Annotated in this window: 11 protein-coding genes; 2 read left to right on the top strand and 9 right to left on the bottom strand. The window is 44.6% G+C overall.

The window, feature by feature from the left end; genetic code table 11:
* The first annotated feature begins 21 nt into the window (after window positions 1-21).
* Together M2470_RS11095 and M2470_RS11090 are read left to right on the top strand one after the other, a co-directional pair.
* Window positions 22-1,707, top strand: a complete 1,686-nt coding sequence (locus tag M2470_RS11095; RefSeq protein ID WP_280745062.1) for a sodium:alanine symporter family protein — start codon at window positions 22-24, stop codon at window positions 1,705-1,707.
* 78 nt (window positions 1,708-1,785) lie between these two features.
* Complete coding sequence (locus tag M2470_RS11090) at window positions 1,786-4,227, top strand: ATP-binding protein (RefSeq protein ID WP_280745061.1); 2,442 nt, start codon at window positions 1,786-1,788, stop codon at window positions 4,225-4,227.
* Between the two features lie 297 nt (window positions 4,228-4,524).
* On the opposite strand, the gene M2470_RS11085 is transcribed toward M2470_RS11090, so the two are convergent.
* The 9 genes from M2470_RS11085 to M2470_RS11045 form a co-directional block, all read right to left on the bottom strand.
* Window positions 4,525-6,297 (bottom strand): L-fucose isomerase, encoded by a 1,773-nt coding sequence (locus tag M2470_RS11085; RefSeq protein ID WP_280745060.1) that lies wholly within the window; start codon window positions 6,295-6,297, stop codon window positions 4,525-4,527.
* Between the two features lie 20 nt (window positions 6,298-6,317).
* Window positions 6,318-7,601, bottom strand: a complete 1,284-nt coding sequence (fucP, locus tag M2470_RS11080; protein WP_280745059.1) for an L-fucose:H+ symporter permease — start codon at window positions 7,599-7,601, stop codon at window positions 6,318-6,320.
* A gap of 23 nt (window positions 7,602-7,624) precedes the next feature.
* Window positions 7,625-8,026 (bottom strand): nickel-responsive transcriptional regulator NikR, encoded by a 402-nt coding sequence (gene nikR, locus M2470_RS11075; protein WP_280745058.1) that lies wholly within the window; start codon window positions 8,024-8,026, stop codon window positions 7,625-7,627.
* A 257-nt stretch (window positions 8,027-8,283) separates the two neighbouring features.
* Window positions 8,284-9,960: a hypothetical protein gene (locus M2470_RS11070; protein WP_280745057.1), complete on the bottom strand. Its 1,677-nt coding sequence runs from the start codon at window positions 9,958-9,960 to the stop codon at window positions 8,284-8,286.
* A gap of 5 nt (window positions 9,961-9,965) precedes the next feature.
* Window positions 9,966-11,117, bottom strand: coding sequence for a DUF4249 domain-containing protein (locus M2470_RS11065; RefSeq protein ID WP_280745056.1), 1,152 nt, complete (start codon window positions 11,115-11,117; stop codon window positions 9,966-9,968).
* A gap of 1 nt (window position 11,118) precedes the next feature.
* The gene (locus M2470_RS11060) at window positions 11,119-13,860 is read right to left on the bottom strand and encodes a TonB-dependent receptor (RefSeq protein ID WP_280745105.1); all 2,742 of its coding nucleotides are present in this window, start codon (window positions 13,858-13,860) and stop codon (window positions 11,119-11,121) included.
* Window positions 13,860-14,534 carry a hypothetical protein gene (locus M2470_RS11055; protein WP_280745055.1) on the bottom strand — a complete coding sequence of 225 codons (675 nt, stop codon included), beginning with the start codon at window positions 14,532-14,534 and terminating at the stop codon, window positions 13,860-13,862. Before M2470_RS11055 ends, M2470_RS11060 begins: the two co-directional genes overlap by 1 nt.
* 186 nt (window positions 14,535-14,720) lie before the next feature.
* Entirely contained in the window at window positions 14,721-18,416 is a 3,696-nt protein-coding gene (gene metH / locus M2470_RS11050; RefSeq protein ID WP_280745054.1) for a methionine synthase, read from the bottom strand.
* On the bottom strand, window positions 18,406-19,359 hold the full coding sequence (locus M2470_RS11045; protein WP_280745053.1) for a nucleoside recognition domain-containing protein: 954 nt from the start codon (window positions 19,357-19,359) through the stop codon (window positions 18,406-18,408). The genes metH and M2470_RS11045 overlap by 11 nt, the downstream gene beginning before the upstream one ends.
* Window position 19,360: the final 1 nt, after the last annotated feature.

The following is a 19,360-nucleotide window of genomic DNA, read 5'->3' as shown; positions in this document are numbered from 1 at the left end:
ATATTGCAATATCTTATATAAATGAAAAACTACAATATAATGCAGCAATTAAATGATATCCTTTCGTTAATAGACTCTTATTTTGGTGGTTCTCAGTGGTTTGTTTTTCTGTTGTTGGGGACAGGTTTTTTCTTTACGTTTTATCTTAAATTTCCGCAGATTCGCTTTTTTCGCCATGCTATACGTGTTCTTAGCGGAAAGTATGACAAAGAACATCACATAGGCGATACCTCACACTTTCAGGCGCTTTCTACGGCCTTGTCCGGTACGGTAGGAACCGGTAATATTGCGGGTGTGGCATTGGCTATTCATCTGGGTGGGCCATCGGCTTTGTTCTGGATGCTGATGACTGCTTTTGCGGGGATGACAACCAAGTTGGTAGAGGTAACACTATCTCATAAATACAGGGAGCAAACGGAGGACGGAACTATCTCCGGAGGTCCGATGTATTATATGAAAAATCGCCTGAATATGCGTTGGCTGGCAGCTATATTTGCCGTCGCTACTATTTTTTCATCCTTTGGCACCGGTAGCCTGCCGCAAATCAACAGTATATCCAATGCCATGTTTGCTACTTTCGGGATCAAACATTATGCTACGGGAGCAGTTCTGGCCTTTCTTCTGGCCTTAATTGTTATTGGTGGGATCAAGCGCATCGCTAAAGTGTCTGAAAGGCTGGTTCCTTTTATGGCTGTCGTCTATGTGTTGGGGGCAATAAGCGTATTGGCTTATAATTATCAGCATATTATACCTTCTTTTATTTCTATATTTTCCAATGTGTTTAGCGGGACGGCTGCTATGGGAGGTTTTCTGGGGGCTACGGTAGTGCTGGCTTTCAACAGAGGGGTAAACAGAGGATTGTTTTCCAATGAAGCCGGACAGGGCTCGGCGCCGATAGCGCATGCTGCAGCCAGAACCGAAGAGCCGGTATCCGAAGGTATGGTTGCCTTGCTTGAGCCATTTATCGATACGATTATCATATGTTTGCTAACTGGTTTGGTTATCCTTTCTTCGGGTGCCTGGGTTGAAAAAACAGAGAATCAGTTTCAGCAAGCCGACCTGATTGTACTGTCCGGTGTTTATCAAGAGAGCGATCCCGTTCAGCAAGCTGCTGTATCCGATTTTATACAGGGAAAGAAGAATATACCTCTTTATTCGGGCAGTTTGTCTGTAAGGGATGGACTGTTAGACGGAAATACGGTTACTTTGATCCATGCACGTTCTTTTGCCGAGGAAGTGAAGGTGAGAAACAATGACGAGTTTTATACCGGAGAGATCCTTGTCAGGAACGGACGGATCGACCTTTCTTCCGGAGTCGGTAGCCAGTTCTTTATTACCGGAAAATCCCTTACTCACTCAGCACCGCTCTCGACTGAAGCCTTTAAAAAGGGCTTTTTAGGTGATTGGGGAAAATACATTATCCCCTTATCGCTATTGCTGTTTGCTTTTACTACTACTGTGGCCTGGTCGTACTATGGCGACAGGGCTGTAACGTATTTGTGGGGGAGTAAATATGTGCGTTTGTTCCATATTATATATGTCGCCACTTATTTTCTGGCTTCCTTTACCGATACTACGATTGTATGGGCGTTCTCGGGTGTGACTATTGCTTTAATGACATTGCCCAACCTGATCGGTATCTTACTGCTTCATAAAGAAGTGAAAGCATCTATCAATGAATATTGGGCAAAAGTTAAAAGGAAGTAAATTTTTTGTTTAAATTTGCGTTTTTTGTAAGTAGAAAGTGTTTTTATATATATTGCCATTATTAATTAATATTCACCAATGACCGGAAAAAAAGAACATCTGACCAGGATAGTTGTGCTAGGCTATGTCTCTTTGATAATTATAGCTGCTTGTGCTGTACTATATATCTTTAACCTGGTATCGAAAATAGCCGGAGAAAAAAACCTGGATAATGATGCCAGGGAGAAAGTGTACCTGATAGCTAATGTTTTGTCTTTGCTTTATGAGGGTGAAACCTATACTCAGTTTTCGGCAAATGCCGATGAAGAGTACGAGTTGTTTAACGCAACAATGGATAAGGTGACCCGTCAGATGGAAACCTTGCGTATATCTGTAGACTCGACCAACTGGGGGAAGATAGACACGATTGATATCCTGCTAGGCAGAAAGCGTGAAAATACCCGGCTGATGCTAACAACTATGCGCGAGATGCAAGGCATTTATGAAAAAAGTATCGCAAAAGAACTATCTATCTCGCGAGAGCTGAAGAAGCAGATCGAAATCCAGCAACGGGAAGAAAATAAAAAGGATACAGTACTTGTACAGCGTGAGAAGAAAGGCTTTTTCAAACGTTTGGCAGAGGCCTTTGTACCTATAAAGGCTGATACTGCTATCCATGTAAATACCACCAATCATGTGATGATTGATTCTTTAGCCTTTGATTATGACCCTTCGGAGGAGATAACAACTGTATTGCTCCGGGTGCAGCGTGATATCGCATTAGAGCGTGCGAACTTGACAAAACTATTGACAGACAGAACGAATGAGTTACGAAGAGATAATAGTGTTATAGCCAACGAGGTTAATCGTGTACTTGTAGCCATAGAAGAAGAAGAGGTGCTCAATTCGTATGCGGAAGAGCAAACAAAGCAGGATATGATTCATCAGGCTTCTAAGCATTTGGCTATCATTGCTGTAATAGCGATTTTCTTTATCTTGCTATTCCTCTTTTTAACGATTCGCGATATCTCTAAAAGCCGTTATTACCGGAGGCAGTTGGAAGAAGCCAACAAGTATGCACAAGATCTGTTGGTGAGTAGAGAAAGGATGATGCTTACCATCACCCATGATATACGTGCCCCGCTTTCATCTATTATAGGATATATAGACTTGTTGAAAAATAAAGAATCGAAAGAAGGGCAAAAAGAGTATCTGGATAATATGAATGTTTCGGCCAGTCATATTCTGTCGTTGGTGAATGATTTGCTTGATTTCCATCGATTGGAATCCGGACAGATGGATATACACCCGAAGCCATTCCACGTCCCGGCTTTGTTCAACGAGATCTATACCGGATTTAAGCCTTTGGCTCAGGCAAAGAACCTGAAGTTCAATATGGCCTTGGAGGATAAAAACGATTCACAAGCATATATGGGGGATACGGTACGTATCCGGCAGGTAATTGGCAATTTACTTTCCAATGCCATCAAGTTTACTCCCAAAGGAAATGTATTGATGAGTGTTTCTGTTATTCCTGATACCCCTCAGCAAGCCCTTTTGCGCGTGATGGTTAAAGACGAAGGGCCCGGAATAGCCGAAGCGGAGCAGAAGAAGATATTTGAAGAGTTCACCCGTTTGGCCGGAGCAGAAAAAGCAGAAGGTTTTGGTTTGGGATTGTCGATAACCGGAAAACTGGTTTCTTTAATGAAAGGAAATCTTTCGTTGAACAGCACTCTGGGCAAAGGTTCCGAGTTTACGGTGATACTTCCCTTGCCTTTATCAGACGAGGCAGTAGTATCAGCAAAACAGGCAGTGGAGGATGTAAAGCTGCTTTCCGACCGGAAAATAAACTGTTTGCTGGTAGATGATGATACGGCGCAAATAAAACTGACGGAAGAGTTGTTGAAGCGAAATCAGGTGAATGTGATAGCTGTTACCAATCCGCATATGGTATTGGATTTACTTGCTACAGCTTCTTTCGATATTATACTGACGGATATCCAGATGCCGGGACTGGATGGATACGGTTTATTGGAGAAAATCCGCAATTCTGCTCTGCCGGGTGCTGATACCATCCCGGTGGTAGCTCTTTCAGCCAGTGTAGCAGAAACAAAGGAGCATTACAGAGAAGTAGGTTTTACCGGATTCCTGAATAAACCTTTTACGGCAAATGAACTGATCCAGTTGCTAAATGAGATATTATCTGTTCAGCTTAACCCGATAAATATATCCTCCTTATTGTCTTTTGCCGAGGAAGATAAAGAGGCTTCCAAAGATATTTTGAAAACCTTCTCCGAAGAAACAAAAAAGAATATCTCCTTGCTTGAAGAAGCCTTAAGCAAAAAAGATATGGTACAGGCGGCCAAGGTTGCTCATAAAATGATTCCTTTATTGAAGATGATGGAAGTAAATACGCTTGTTGACAAACTCAAGGAATTAGAGGCCAATCGCCTGCCCAAGAAAAAATGGGAACAAACAATTAAAAGTGTGATTAAAGAGTCTTCAGACATCGCAATCCAGGTTGAAAATCTGATCAGCTGAGGATGTGAATTGTGGAAAAATTCCCCAACTGGGGTGGGATTCCACACTAAAACACAAATAAAAAATGCAGAGATAATTTTTCTGCATTTTTTATTTATAGCTGATAGATAGCTGATTAAGTCTATTTTCCTTTACGTTTTATTTTTTGGCACGGTATTAGCTATTATATAAGTATATTATTGATAATGGCATTTCTACATTTAACCTTTTTAAGAGTAATCATCATTGAATAACGAATGTATTTGAATTCGTAGGGGAAGGCTGTCTCTGTGTTGAGGTGGCCTTTTTTTTATTTTCTTATTTATATGGCGGACCATAGGCAGCACATGCCCTGTAGTCGGCTCCTTCAAGGTCGGCTCCGAAAGCATTCCAAGCGGATGGGCGGAAAATATCAGCTTCATCTACATTGTGCATGCAAACCGGAATGGATAGAATAGATGCTAGGGAGATCAGGTCGGCGCCAATGTGCCCGTAACTAATGGCTCCATGATTGGCTCCCCAATAATTCATAACAGAATATACATCTTTGAAACGTCCTGTTCCGGTGGTTCTCGGCACAAAGAATGTAGAAGGCCATGTCTTGTCTGTACGCTTGTTTATCACCTCAAATACATGTTCGGGGAATGTAGCGGTCCAGCCTTCAGCTATCTGAAGTACGGGGCCTAATCCTTTCACCATATTCAGGCGGCTCATCGTAATAGGCATGCCGGCTTTTGTAAGGAAATGAGAAGAATAGCCTCCTCCCCGGAAGTATTCCAGTGAAGCGGGATACCAGGTGGTTGCATTCAACATGTTGTCTACTTCCTCTTCTTTTATCTCCCAGAATGGCTTGATAACCGGTTGGCCGTCTTTTGTTTGCTGGCCGGTACCATCTAATGTGCAGGCACCGGAGTTGATCAGGTGGATAGCACCGTTGGCAAGCATTCCGTCTGGTTTCCATCCGCTTACGCGTTCAATGGCTTCCGGGCTCCAATAGGTTCGTACGTCTGCAAATATTTGTGAAGTGTTGGTCAATAGCTTACCGAATAGCATCGACAGGCCATTCAGATGGTCGTTTTCTGTTGCTACAACAAATGGTTCACGTATGCCGTTCCAGTCGAAAGAGGAGTTTAGGATCGCTTCAGAAAAATCTCCGTTAGGCATGAAGTCCGTCCATTGCCTTTGGCCTTGGAAACCACTGGCTATGGCATTATGACCCATAGATTCTTCTTCAAAGCCCATTTCTTTTAACTGGCTATTTCCTATCATCAGGTCTTTGATAATGAGAGTCATTTTAACGACAAACTCCCAGTCTTTATCTTTCTGTTCGCGAGACTTTTTATAGGTTTCCGAGTTGAAGTCTTCTCCTTCTTTCGGCATGCAGTGTTTCTTTGTCCAAGCCAGGGCTTTTTCGTATTCTTCCTGGCTGTAGATGTTCTGCTGAACGCGACGGATGATTTCCGCACTATCCACATATTCGGCACGCATTCCCAGATACTCTTGCAGCAGGTCGGCATTTACGATTGAACCGGCGATGCCCATCGAAACCGTACCGATGGCCAGATAGGATTTGCCACGCATCAAGGCTACAGCCAGCCCGGCTTTGGCAAAGCGGAGTAGTTTCTCCTTTACATCCTCAGGAATGGATGGGTCGCTCACATCCTGTACGTCGCGTCCATAAATGCCAAAGGCTGGGAGCCCTTTTTGTGTATGGGCTGCTAAAGCGGCTGCCAGGTAAACAGCTCCGGGTCGCTCTGTTCCGTTGAATCCCCATATTGCTTTGGGTATGTGAGGGTTCATATCTATTGTTTCCGAACCGTAGCACCAGCAGGGGGTTACAGAAAGCGAGACACCTACGCCTGCTTTTTCAAACTTCTCTGCGCAATTGGCTGCTTCTTTTACACCACCTATACAGGTGTCGGCTATAACGCACTCAACAGCCGATCCATCGGGGTAGCGAAGTGTTTCGCTATACAACTGGGCAACGCGTTTTGCCAGCCCCATCGTCATATCTTCTAAAGATTCGCGTACGCCGCGCCGACGCCCGTCAATGACCGGACGAATACCGATTTTGGGAAATGAATGTTTCATGGCAGATTTATTTTATATTATTAGATGTGTTTTTTCTCCATATAGATACTATATAGTACAACCAGCAGAAAACAGGCCAGCGGTACAATGTAGGAGGTGCTGATGCTGCCGGAAGCATCGGATACAACGCCTTGTATAGCGGTGATAACAGCTCCTCCCAGAATAGCCATAATCTGTCCGGAACCTCCAATCTTAGTATCTTCCCCCAAACCTGTTATTGTTAATCCGTAGATAGTGGGGAACATTAAAGACATAAAGAAGGAAACCATCACCAAGCTGATCACTCCGGCATAGCCGCTCAGCCCAATGGCCAAAGCGCAGCAAACAGCCGCCATAATAGCCGCAAACAGTAATAGGCGGATCGGGCGGAAGTACTTCATCAGAGCTGTAAAGATAAAGCGGGCGCCAATAAATACGATCAACGATAGTATGTAGAAATTAGAAGCTGTTTCTTCATTGACAGACAACTCTCTCATGGCATAGCGGATGGTGAACGACCAAACGGTGATTTGAGCTCCTACATAGAAGAATTGAGCAAGAACTCCTGAAACATATTTTTTGTTGGATAATAAACGTTTTAATGTAGCTGCAAGATGCAGGGAAGAGTCGTCGTCCGAAGCTTTGGGCATCCGGGTGAAAACGATTAATAATAGGATGATTATTAGTACAAAGGCAACTCCAACATACGGTCCCATAACAGCATTTAATTCACCGGACTGAATGTTGTTCAGTTCTTCTGCGCTCATCTGCGCCCGTTCTGCTGCCGTATGAGTGGCTAATCCGGATAAAATGAAGAACTTACTCAGGATAACACCGGTTACCGATCCGATCGGATTGAACGACTGAGCCAGATTAAGCCGTCGGGTAGCTGTTTCTTCCGGCCCCATCAGGATAATATAAGGGTTGGCTGTTGTCTCCAAAACGGATAAGCCACCGGCTAAAATGTAGAGGGATATCAGAAAATGACTGTAAACCATCGTCTTGCTGCAAGGGTAAAACAGCAAAGCCCCTGTGATAAACATAATCAGCCCTACCACAACTCCGGTCTTATAAGTTGTTTTTTTAATTAAAATAGCAGCCGGAAGTGCCAGGCAGAAGTAAGCAAAATAAAAGGCAATTTGTATCCAGGATGTCTGGAAGTCCGTCATGCTCATGATCTTCTTAAAGGCAGCCAATAAGGTATCTGTCATATTATTAGCCAATCCCCAAGCAAAGAATAATGACGTAATTAAGATAAAAGGTAAAAGGAATTCCCTGGGTACTAAAGGCTTTTTTCCGGAAGAAGAGGTAGTGTTTGTTTTCATGTTTGTAGTATTAGATAGATATATTAATCAGCCCGGCTCATCACCAGCTTTCCGTGCTTGATACCTTTAATGGTTGTCAGACGGTCGGAAAGTTCGGTTAGCCGATGGGCTTCTCCTGTTACAGCTACGATGTGCATACAAAAGTTTATGTTGATGTAATATTGTGAAGAAGAAAGAATAACGTCTGTATACTGATATTGGATATCTGTTATTTTGGAAGCAATATCTTTTTTCTGCCGATCATATATCACAATGATAGTACCGGCAACGATATGATTACATTGCCACTTTTGCTCTGCCACGTTTTTCTCTACCAAAAAGCGGATGGCTTGCGAACGATTGGCAAACCCATTATCATTCACATACTGATCCAATGCCTCCAGTAGCTCGTTTTCCAATGATACTCCAAACCGTTTTAATGACATATTCCCTATAGTTTGATATACAAACTTAGATAAAAAAAAAGACTTTTCATACGCCGCCCCATAAAAACTATTTTGCAAACCTTGATCAACCCTGGTTCGTAGATATAGATATATCGATTGGTATATAGCTATTTATTCATTTATACGTATATTTTTCAGCGGTTCACCTAGGTGAGCTGTCTCGTCCACCTTTGTGAACTGATTAATAAATCGGTACAAAAACATAAAATAAATACAGGTAGAACAAGAAATGTGTATTACTCCACCTGGAAGAAAGAGGTGCCTCTGATGATTTCTCCGTCTGTTGTGATTCCTTCTACTGTGATTTGGTATTGGCCGGGGATATCTGAGGTGCTGAATGGGACAGAGATGGTGCTCTTTCCTTCAGTGGGTATTTCAGGCATCCAGAGGAGCGTGTGGCGATAGTCGGGGATACGGTTGTTTTTTACCTGGCTATCTGTGTATGAAGGAGCGTAGAAACGACGATGTGCCTGGGTGCCTTCATAGTCGAATGTTTGTGTTGTTTCTCCTACTTTCAGGCCGGGGTAGTTGAGGTTGTATGTCGTAAAGAAGATGAGTCCGTCGTAAAACTGTCCTCCGAAGACGAACTTTCCTCTGTAAACATCTATTTTACGGACTAAAAACGGGTCATAGCGAAAAATGGATTCGTGATCGGTTACCGGAACTCCGTCTACCAAAACCAGCGAGTTTCCGATGGTAAAGCCACTTCGCTCTTCGTTCAGGACGGATAGTAAACGCTGGTTGTTGATCTTCCGGAAGCGCAGGGTAGGGATGAACTCGATAATGACTTCTTCCATTGTTGTAAAGCGCGTGTATTCATCCAGAAGGTACGAACGGTCGGGCTTCCACTGGAAATGAGCATACGTGGTGTCTGTTTTGCTTAAGGAGTCGGCTGTATAGGTGTATAATACTTGTAACCCCATGCTGCGATCCATCAGTTGCTCTCCCCATGCCGGATTAAGCGTTAACAGAGGGAGTTGCTTCTCACTATGCGCGGCAAACGGAGAGGTTATATCTACCCGGTACTGATTGTTTGAAGCAGAGTAGGTGGCTGTCGCCAACTCGTGCATCCCTTGAATATGTGTTGTATAAAACAGCACATCCTCTTTCTGTATTTGTCCGCCAAAGAGTCTTACCTGATCACCTGTAAAGCCTAACAGAGGGGATACGGATTCGTTTGTACCCAACGTTTCGGTGGATATGTTGATCAGTTTGCCTTTCACTATGTGCCCTTCATATTCGGGGATAAATTCCGTTTTAAGGGGTAGCCTTGGTTTGTCGGACAGTTGGTTATGCCATTGGTTTATATTGATAGCGTTTGTGGTCGGAAGCATGTCAGCTCCGGCTACGGATACAGACAGGGAATGTACATTATCAGGCAAACCCTGTATGCGAAATTCGCTTTGCGAACGTAAAGAGAGCGTCTGCCTTTCGGTTGTGATAGATAGGTTGTTGTCTAAGACAGACGGACTTGTAGCTTGCAAAGTTGAATCTGTCCGAATTGTCTCATCTGTTTTGAATGTATTGATAATTCCTATCAGTTTTTGGAAAAACACCTCTTCTCCTTCATTCTGCATATAGCGGGTATAGGCTGTCAGGCGGTAATAGCCGGTAGGCAGGTTGGCGGGTAAGTCCATCCATCCCTGAGCCGTTCCGTTAGTAATATCCAGTTTTATTTGCACTTGGGCAGAATGCTCGTCCAGCAGTTCTATATATCCTATCTTGCTGAAGGAAGAAGGTTTGCCAGTCGCATCCGTCAGATAGAGTTTTAGCCATAATGACTCGCCTGCCAGATAATGCTGTTTGTCTGTTTGCACATAAACACGTTCCCTGAAATCACCATGACCGGCAGCTAGGCGTTGAAGGCATAAAACCAATAGAGCGAGTATATAGATATAATGTCTTGTTTTCATATGCATTAATAATGATTGTTGGGCCAGAAATCCGGTTTGTTTTTAGTTCCTCTTGTGGTGCAATCCACACATCTCCTGGGTGCATATGTTACATGCGACGGGGGCATGTATTCATAATACGCATATACCGGAGGAGCAAATTCAGGATCATCTGTCACCAAATTCGAACATGAACGGTAAGGAGACTCGTATAAGCCATAGTTCTCAGGCACAAAAAGATCTTTTTGCACAGTAGTAGAAACCTCGATATATCCAATAACCGGGAGTTCCGGATTGTTTATACATTCTATATTTCCCTTCATTTCGGATGGTACCGGAGAAAAGATGCTTCCGGTCTGTTCTACGTTTTTCTGCAAATTAGAGAAATAATCATATGCTTCTTTTCTCAGTATGTTTTGCTTTACCTTAATATAGTATAGAACAGACAACTTCTCGTTGTCACTAGGGATTTCCACCAGTCTTTTCTGATAGACAATGTTGTCGGATAGCTTCTCTGTAGTGGCGAGTATTAAAATTCTGGATCTGTTTTTTCCCCAGCAATAATAGGTGTTGTTGGAGTTTGATAAAGAAAAATAATTGGGAGGACCATTTTCTACATAACCTGCGTTTGCAAACAACTCGGCTTTGATTTCCCAGTTTTCTTCATACGACCAACGGTAGTATCGCGACTGATTGAGTGGGTCATGCGTATTTACACACATAAAGACTGGCTCTCCTTGGCCTTTCTTTGTAGGAGCGATACTATCTATCTCCGGGGTGATAAGAGGAGCCAGGAATGACGACTGATACTCGTTCCCCTTTAAGGAAATGCGGAGGCGATACCGGGTGTTTGTGTCCAAGGCTCCGGTCGCTATCGTATAGGTACCTTTTCCTTCATGCACTCCATCAAAGCGTTTGCCGTTCTCCGCTTCCACATATAGTTGGGCGTTTTCGATACCTTCGTTGCCTGTCAGGTATTCCGATAATCCTACGCTGTGGCTTAGCAATATGGTGGATACACTGTCTGTTATAGCGCCGTCTACAATTAAAAGGTCGCTAACCTCTTCTATCCCTTCCGGTGTAAATTCGGTAATACATCCTGAGAACGAAAATGTAAGTGAGGCCGCTGCAGCAACGGCAATACATCGTACGGTATGGAATATATAGTTTGTGTTCATATCAGAATTTAATATTATATGAAATAAAAGGAATAGGTACACCGAAGATAGCCAGTTTATACCCCTTCATCATGCCATTCTCGGATACATAGTATACAGAATAAGCATTCTTTCTTCCGGTGAGGTTATACACGCCGAACGAGATAGTGCTATGCGTCAGCAAGGTCAGGTGATGGCTCGGCTCAATGTTGAAAGAAGCGTCCATGCGGAAGAAGTCCGGTATTCTATATTTGTTACGGTCTGAGAAGTAGACAAATTCTCCTCCTGCGTAATTGTACTTGGAAACCGGGAGGGTAATCGGACGCCCTGTACTGTAATCACAATTCAATGAGAAACTGAAACGGTGTGTGAATTTATAATTACCCACAAATTTAACATCGTGAGGTTTATCGTAATCTGCCGGATACCAGTCTCCTTTATTTACCGGATTACTGATCTTAGAGTCATTCTGGCGAAGCTCTGTGTGTGAATAAGTATAGCTTATCCAGCCGTTCAACTTGCCTTGTGTTTTTTTAACCATGAATTCAACTCCGTAAGCCCGTCCTTCCGTGTTCAGAACATCGGTTTCTATATGATGATTCATCAATAGTTCCGCACCGTTCCGGTAGTCCAGGTAGTCGTCCATCGTTTTATAATACGTTTCTATAGAAGCTTCGATTGTGTTATTGGCAAAATTCTTGTAGAAGCCAATGGCGAACTGCGAACCTGTCTGAGGCTTGATATTTACATCACTCAGCTTCCAGGTATCGGTAGGCGACATAATGGTGGTGTTGGATAACTTATGTATGTTTTGCCTCATGGTGTTATAACCTGCCTTTATGGAGAATCCGTCTTTAAATTCATAGCGGGCAGATAGCCTGAACTCCGGCCCATGATAGGTCTTAAAGACACCTTTGCCTGCTGTTGCCGTGTCTACAATAGTAGTCAGCGATGGTAGATAATTGCTTGAATATTGATTATACGTTCTGGGGCCTAATGCGTTAAACATGGAATAGCGTATACCGGCATTGATGGAAAGACTGGGCGTGATGTCCCAACGATCTCCCACATAGACAGCCGATTCGATAGCTTTTTCCTTTTGCATCCGGTCTTCAATTACCAGGGATTCGGAACTTGTCGGTAAATATGTGCCGGGGTTCAGCTCGTAATACATACTGTTGGCTCCAAAGTCCAGCGTATGTTTATCATTGATGTACCAGGTAAGGTCGGCCTTCCCGTAATATTGGTTGATCCCAAAATCCAGGGAGTAGGCGTTTACCGGGTTGTCGGTGTTTTTAGTCGTATAGTCGTAATGGTCATACCCGCCGGTTATGGTGCTGGTTAATTTGGGGTTGAAGATGTGGCGCCATTTGGCGGAAGCATTCGCATTCCGGTAGGTATAGCGCTCTTCTGCATCAAATTTGAAGCGGTCGTGGCTATAATAACCATTTACGTACAAGTTGTTGTATTCGTTGAATTTGTGGTTGATCGTAGCATTGAGGTCATAAAAGCCGGCGCTTCCGTCTTTATAGCCGCTTTTTTCCGGCAGGCGTTTCAGTATCCAGTCCGAATAAGTAGTACGTCCCCCTACGATAAAGGAAGTTTTTTCGCTGAAGATAGGCCCTTCCAGCGTGAGACGGCTGGTTAATAAACCGATACTGGCCGATCCTTTGAATTCTTTTTTGTTTCCTTCGCGTGTTGTGATGTCCAATACAGAAGAAATGCGTCCGCCGTATTTGGCAGGGATACTACTTTTATATAGCTCCATATCTTTTACCAGATCCGGATTGAAGGCTGAGAAGAAGCCAAACAGGTGGGTCGGGTTGTATATTGTTCCGTCATTGAATAAGATCAGGTTCTGGTCGGTAGAACCTCCGCGAACGTTGAACCCGCTGGAAGCCTCACCTACGGCTTTTACACCCGGTAGAGACAATACGGCGCGTATGATGTCTACCTCTCCAAAGGCTGTCGGGATATTTTTAATGTCACGTATCTTCAGGCGTTCCACTCCCATGGTGGTACTTCTTACGTTCTCTATTTTTTCCGAAGAAATTGTTACTTCTCTCAAGGCGTAAATTTCTTCTTCCAGTTCTATATCCAGCTTTCCTTCCGAATGGACAACGATTTGGCGGCGTGTATCTTTTAGTCCCAATCCGCGAATATTCAGATCGTGTCGCCCGGCAGGCAACTGAATGGTATAATATCCATAGGCATCAGAGGTGGTGGCTATCATGGGCTCGTTGATGTATAAGGCAGCACCTACCACGGGTTCTCCGGTTTTAAAGTCGGTAACCGTACCTCTCAGGCTCACTCTTCTGGTGGAGCTTAGTGTCGGATCTCCAATCTCGTACACTTTACTTTCAGAGGAGGCCTTCTGGTCTCGTCTGCTTAGCGACAACAGAAGCCCGGAGGTATCATACGCATCTCCGCTTCTTTTTTCGTGAAAATAGTCTTCCGGTAAGGCCGTTATTAGTTCTACATTATCTGTAATAAACAGATGATTCCGGTATTGTGAAACCTTCAGGCTTGAACCCTGCAAAGCTTCGCGGATAACCTCTACAGGCTCTGCAGCGGTGGCATGTACGGTTATAAATAAGGAATCGGTATCTTCCGGCAGACAGAATATCTTGTATGTCGTTTGTTGTTCGATGGCATCGAATAACTCGGGAATGGGCCTGTTTTCAATCTGTACATTTACGGTCTGCTGGGCAAATGTAACAAAGGGTAACAGTAACAATAAAGCTAAAAAGAGGTGCTTTTTCATCATCTGGTAAGTATTTGGTATTGCTGGGCAACGGCTACTATGGCTTCTTCCGGAGATTTGCGGAAATTAAGTTTCTGCTGCTTGATATATTGATTTAATTCTTTCTTTTTTGATTTGAATAATTTCAGAACAGAAGATTTATTGTTTACCTGGTGGTAAACGCCGTCTTTATAGATGTAGAACCTGGTTTTTCCGATGAAAGAAAACTCTACTGCCATATCTTTTGTGGCCGAATTCAGAAAGAATGTTTCCCTTCTTACTACTTTGTGTTCTCCATCATGCAGTCTGATATAATACCCTTTGGGTAGCATTTCTTTGTCTTTCGGCAGATAGAATATGTAGTTGGAACCTATAAGGGCATAATCAATCCGGTTCGCCGGAAGCAGAATGTTGAAGCGCTTGTCGGGTGAACAAATGACCAACTCCTCCAAATGCTGGTTTAAGCGTAACATGACGTTAGGGTAGAACTGTCCGTCAAACGACAAGGAGCCTTCCTGGTATTCGCTTGTTTTCCAATAGGGATGATTGAGTATATAGGTAGGATATTTGGGTTCTTCCTTTCCTGTGTAAATGATGGATTGAACACTGGCTGTATTGATGTAAGATTTTATGTCTTGGGCATTTATTTGCCAGCTAACCAGTATGCAAAATAGAAGAATAAGGTGTCGTTTCATTATGGTATTTCGTATTTTGTGCCTAAATATACAAACTTATAGGAATGAAACAACACTTTATGGCACTAGAGTTGTATTTTCTAGTTTACTAGCCATATTGTAACTTTCTAAAAAATGGTTCCTCGTTCCTCTCAAAAGCTATAAAATCCATTTTTTGAGGAACCAAAAGGAACCGGTGAAGACCTGTCAGGGACGGATATTTTTATTCAGGAAACGTAGAATGTCTTCTTTGTCTACTTTTCTCCGCTGTGCATAATCGGCTACTTGTTCATCGTCTATCGTGCCGATCATGAAATAGGCGGATTCCAGATGGGCAAAGTAGAGCCCGCTAACGGATGCCGTGGGGTGCATGGCGCCGTTTTCAGTCAGGCTGACACCGATTTGGGAAAACGAAAGTAGTTCGTCTAAGGCTACGTTTAACAACTGGTCGGGAAGGGAAGGGTAGCCTATGGCGGGGCGTATGCCCTGGTATTTCACCCGGAACAGGTCGGATATACTCAGAGACTCGTCCGGAGCATATCCCCAGAACTCCCTGCGGACTTTTTGATGTAAATACTCGGCTGTGGCTTCGGCCATCCTGTCTGTCAGCGTTTGCAGCAGCATAGACGAATAGGTGTCGCCTTCCGCCTCGAACTTCTGGCGTAGATAATCCGCGCCCACTCCGGCAGAAACTACAAAGGCACCGATGTAGTCTGTCCGCCCTTCGGAAAGGGGTAACAGATAGTCGGCAAGAGATTTGTAGATGTTGTCTTTATTCTTGCTTTGCTGACGTAGCATCGGGAGTAAGGTGCCGTTTTCGAGTACGATATTATCCTGGTCGCTATTGGCAGGCAGGAAGCAATAGATGGCTTTGCAGTATTCCGCTTTCATTTCTTCCAGCTTATTTAATAGCCTGTTGGCATCTTTGTATAGCTGCATGGCTTCGGCAGCCTTGGCTCTGTCTTCTTCGGGGAAATCAGCCAGCCAGTTGGCACGGCAGACATCGCAACCGTCTATTCCTGCAATCCCGGCAAAGCGTCCGCTCAGTTTCCAGGCGGCAAAGAAGAAGTTCCAATGGATATAAGGGCGTATCTCTTCAATGGAGATGTAAGGAATGACCTGTACACCTGATTGAGCCGGTTTTACCGGATGATAACTCTTCCAATCTATGCGGACGGGATGTTTCCGGGCTTCTTCCAGAGACACCAGCTCTTCTTTCTTTTCTTTCATGGAAGCACGCAGGCTTTCATATTCTTTGTTTAACTCGTCGAGATAGGTCTGACGGGTCTCGGGGTGGAGCAATTTGGCGGCAATGAGCGGGTTTTGAGAAGCATCCAATACATGAATAATCGGAAAACTATGATTGGGTGCAATCTTAACGGCCGTATGCAGCTTAGAGGTGGTAGCCCCGCCTATCATCACGGGAATGGTAAGCCCGGCTTTCTCTAATTCGTCGGTTACATGTACCATCTCGTCCAGCGAAGGTGTAATAAGCCCGGACAGGCAGATTAGATCCGGCTTTACTTCTATCGCCTTTTTTATAATGACATCAGCCGGAACCATCACGCCCAGGTCTATCACATCGTAATTGTTGCAAGACAAGACAATGGATACAATATTCTTGCCGATATCATGCACGTCGCCTTTTACAGTAGCGAAAACGACTGTTCCGGCTTTTGTAGAGCCCGCTTCCGTCTTTTCAGCTTCAATGGCGGGTTGAAGGATGGCTACGGCTTTTTTCATGGTGCGGGCTGTCTTTACCACCTGGGGCAAAAACATCTTGCCTGCCCCGAACAGCTCGCCTACTTTGTTCATACCGCTCATCAACGGGCCGTCGATAATGTCTACGGCTCGCGGATAGTCGCGGAGCGCTTCTGCCAGATCGGTTTCCAGAAAGTCGCCGATGCCCTTTTGCAGTGCATATTCCAGACGCTCTTGCAAAGAGGAGGTTCGCCAGACTTCTTGTCCGCTATCGGTTGTTTCAACAACTTCCTTTTGCAGGTTCTGTGCGTAAGCGATCAGTTCTTCAGCCGCTCCGGGTCTGCGGTATAGGATTACATCTTCCAACAAGGTGCGGAAGCTGGGTTCAATATCTTCGTAAAGGATAGAAGAAGAGGGGTTGACAATGCCCATATCCATACCCTTGCCGATGGCATGATACAGGAATACGGCGTGCATGGCTTCCCGCACGTAGTTATTGCCCCGGAAGGAGAAGGAAAGGTTGCTCACCCCGCCGCTGACTTTGGCTCCGGGCAGATGTTGCTTGATCCATTCAACGGCCTGAATGAAGTCCAGTCCGTAACGGTTGTGCTCTTCCATGCCCGTAGCAATCGCCAATACATTCGGGTCGAAAATAATATCCTGAGGGTTAAAACCTACCTTGTCTATCAACAGCTTGTACGCCCGTTCGCAGACAGCCGTTTTGCGTTCAAAGATGTCGGCCTGTCCTTTTTCGTCGAAGGCCATCACCACTACCGCCGCGCCTAACTGCTTGATCCGCGAAGCTTGTCTGAGGAATGTTTCTTCTCCTTCTTTCAGGCTGATAGAGTTTACAATACTTTTCCCCTGCGTACACATCAAGGCCTGTTCGATGACGTTCCATTTTGAGGAATCAATCATCACAGGTACACGGGCAATGTCCGGTTCGGAAGCGATGAGGTTCAGGAAAGTAGTCATTTCCTTTACGGCATCCAGCATTCCGTCGTCCATGTTTATATCGATGACCTGTGCTCCGTCGTCTACTTGTTTGCGGGCGATGGAGAGGGCTTCTTCGTAGTTCCCTTCTTTTATGAGTCGCAGGAATTTACGTGAACCGGCCACATTGCAGCGCTCGCCTATATTGACAAAATTATTCTCCGGTTTTATTTCCAGCAGTTCCAGTCCGGACAGCCAGAGTGTTTGAGGGGCGGCTACCGGTTGATGAGGCTTTGCACCCTTGATGAGTGCCGGATATTGTGCGATATGCTCAGGCGTTGTGCCGCAGCAGCCGCCCAGTATATTGACAAGTCCTTCATCTATGAAGGATTTAATATGCTGAGCCATCGTTTCCGGTGTTTCATCATACAAGCCGAAACTATTGGGTAGTCCGGCATTGGGATAAGCACTTATATAATAAGGAGCCGATTGTGCCAGCTCTTGCAGATACGGTTTCATATCAGCCGCGCCAAACGAGCAGTTCAGCCCGATGCTGACAAGGTTCACATGCTGGACGGAGGCCAAAAAAGCAGTTAGTGTTTGTCCCGAGAACGTCCGTCCGCCCTGAGCGGAAAGTGTTACGGACAGCATGATCGGAAGCTCTTTGCCTTGTTCCCTGATGGCTGTCTCGGCAGCTTCCAAGGCTGCTTTGGCATTCAGGGTGTCGAACACCGTTTCAACAAGGATGATATCTACGCCTCCTTCGATCAAGGCTTCTATCTGTTCTTTGTAGGCAATATACAGGTCTTTATAGGTAACAGTCCGGTAGGCAGGATCGCTGACATCGGGACTCATAGAAGCCGTTTTGTTCGTTGGGCCTACCGAGCCTGCTACAAAAATAATCCTGTCGGGATGCTCTGCCATGAAGGTATCGGCCACCTTGCGTGATAGCTGTCCGGCTGCCAGGTTTATCTCCCGGCTGAGGGTTTGCATACCGTAATCTTCCATCGATATGGCATTCGCATTGAAGGTATTCGTGGCGAAGATGTCAGCCCCGGCATCTAAGTATTGACGATGTATACCGGCAATGATATCCGGCTGGGTGATGTTCAATAGGTCGTTGTTTCCTTTCAGGTCGTTGGGGAAGTCGGCAAAGCGCGTTCCCCTATAGTCTTGTTCGGATAGTTTATGTCGCTGGATCATGGTACCCATACCACCATCCAGTATTAATATCTTTTCTTTCAGCAGTTGCTGCAATTTATCTTTCATGAGATACTTTTATTTTTCTTACGTAATAGAAGTTGTATGCCCGTTTGAGCCATACAACGATAATAGCAAAGATCAGCCGTGTAAAGATAATCCATAAGGCCGGAATACCAATGGCTATAAATATAAGAGAGTCTTCCAGCAAGGAGTGGCTCATTGCCAGATGATAGTTTAACAGATTCCCGTCTTTATAGGTCAGTTTCTTTTGCTCTACCTGTTCCACCATGATAGCGCCTCCATAGGCTAAACCTACTACATTCCCTACCAACCACAGAAAGGCTGTATCTCTGGGAAGTCCGAATACACGCATCAAAGGAGCGAATATAGTAGAGAGCCCCCGCATCAGTTTAAATTCGTCGAGAATGTAATGCAGTATCATCAAGGCTGTAACCACCAGCAAAATGGTGATAATAACCTTCATAGAGCTTGTAAACCAAAGGACAAACACATCCCATAAGCTATTACAAACCTCTGCACTAACGCTCACCCCAAGCGTACCCCATCCGTCCAAGGCCATTACTTTGTTCAGGATAAAAGCGATTACAAAACTCATAATCAAGCGAAGGATACTCATTTCCCAGAAGCCGGCTCCGGTCTTGGACTGAACGGACGATTCTACCGGTAAGTTATGAGAAATAAGGCACATCAAGGACAGAATAGTAGCTTCCCGCACGCTTAACGACATAGATGTAATCAAGGCTATGGGTGCATATAAAGGAGAAAATATACTGGTGATAAATACAATAGCCGTTTCACCGGGCAGGCCTATTCTGGAAAAAACAGGCTCTAAAAATACAGACAGGGTACTTAATACCCCCGAATATTGAAGCAATCGAACGAAGAGGGAGATCGGTAGAATGATCTTCAGCAACCAAAGGCATGTCTTTCCGGCTTTGGGTAAGGCACGTTTGATACAATCCCATACACGCTTGATTACCTGATTCATA

It is taken from the genome of Parabacteroides sp. PH5-46 (assembly GCF_029892785.1).
Classification (GTDB): Bacteria; Bacteroidota; Bacteroidia; order Bacteroidales; family Tannerellaceae; genus DFXE01.
The sequence above is the reverse complement of the archived record's forward strand: the minus strand, read 5'-3'. Positions and strand labels throughout refer to the sequence as shown.